The sequence below is a fragment of the Nocardiopsis salina YIM 90010 genome (genome assembly GCF_000341025.1).
Classification (GTDB): domain Bacteria; phylum Actinomycetota; class Actinomycetes; order Streptosporangiales; family Streptosporangiaceae; genus Nocardiopsis; species Nocardiopsis salina.
This window is the reverse complement of the sequence record NZ_ANBF01000180.1, coordinates 1-1262: the sequence shown is the minus strand read 5'-3', so window position 1 is coordinate 1262 and position 1262 is coordinate 1. Positions and strand designations below refer to the sequence as shown.

At 73.3% G+C, this 1262-nt stretch carries 1 protein-coding gene and 1 pseudogene; both read right to left on the bottom strand.

Annotated features, from left to right (window positions below):
* Positions 1-825 (bottom strand): annotated as a pseudogene (locus D474_RS0120400) (exonuclease SbcC); the annotation flags it as partial.
* The coding region (locus tag D474_RS0120395; protein WP_026118659.1) for a DUF2398 family protein at positions 819-1262 on the bottom strand (444 nt) is incomplete at its 5' end. The pseudogene D474_RS0120400 and the gene D474_RS0120395, both read right to left, overlap by 7 nt.

Here is a 1262-nt window from a genome sequence, read left to right as displayed (position 1 = left end):
GGTGGGGCGGCGGAGCCGGTAGAGCAGGTGGATGAGGTTGCGGTAGCGGACCGGGTCGTCGATGCCGAACAGGTCGCGCATGACCCGGGTGCGGTAAGCGATCGCGCTGGTGAAGCAGTTGTCGGCCCCGAGTTCGGAGCGCAGGCGGTCCACCGGTTTGGGGTGCCCGTCCACGACCAGGTCGAGGTCGTGGCCGACCCGGCGGTCGGTGACGAAGAAGACGCAGCGCGGATCGGACTCGCCCACGGCGGTGACGGCCGCGCCGAGCGTCAGGTGGGTGGGCGGAGCGCCCTCGCGGCCTGGTTCGCCGGGGCCGGAGGTGTGCGGTTCGGCGGTGTCGGCACCGTCCAGGCCCCGGTCGCCGCGTTCGGTCGTGAACTCGACCCACAGGTAACCCAGGCGGGTGAGAGGGCCGGTCTCCTCGACAGGGGTGTCCTCGGCCGTCTCGTCGCCCCCGCCGGCAGCGTCCTCGTCCTGTTCCTCGGGGCCGTCGAGCAGGTCGGGGCGGTCGTCACCGTCCTCGGGCGCGCGGGCGCGCGGGTCGTCGGCCATGAGCCAGCGCAGGCTGGTGCGGTTCGTACCGGTCGTGTCCAGGCGCCGCGGGTCGCCGTCCAGCAGGAACGGCAGCAGCATCTCCAGCGCCTTGGACTTGCCGGCGCCGTTGCGCCCGCGCAGCAGCAGACGCCCCTCCGCGAAGTCGAGGACGTGGTCGTCGTACTGCCAGACGTTGCGGATGCCCGCTCGTTCGAGGCGGTAACGCGGGGTCCCTCGAGTCGGGTCGACCGGAGCCGCCGCCGGGGCCTCACTGGTCTCCTGGGTCACCACTGGTCGCGCTCACCTTCTCGTTCGCCACCGTCTTCGTCATTGTCCAGGATCTGGGGGACCCGCGTGTCCGTCTCTGTCCCGTAGCGGGCGGCCGCGGCGGTCAGGTGCCGCTCGCCGGGTCCGCCGCGCAGGAGCCCCCAACGGAACAGCAGGTCGGTCACGAGCACGGGCATGCGGTCCGGGTCGGGGACCTCCGGGCCGGCCGTGCGCTCCCACTCGGTGCGCTGCCGGGCGCGGGCACCGGTCAACGCGCCCAGGGCGGCCTGCAGTTCCCGTTCCGGGACGGGGACCGAGGTGGCGGGGCGACCCGGCGAACAGCGGCCGGAAAGGTGCACCACGAGGTCGAGCGCCACGCGTGCGACCGGGTCCTGCGCAGGGAACCCTGGGCTCCCTGAGGCGTCGTCCGGCATGATCAGGGCCACACCCTCGGCACGGAT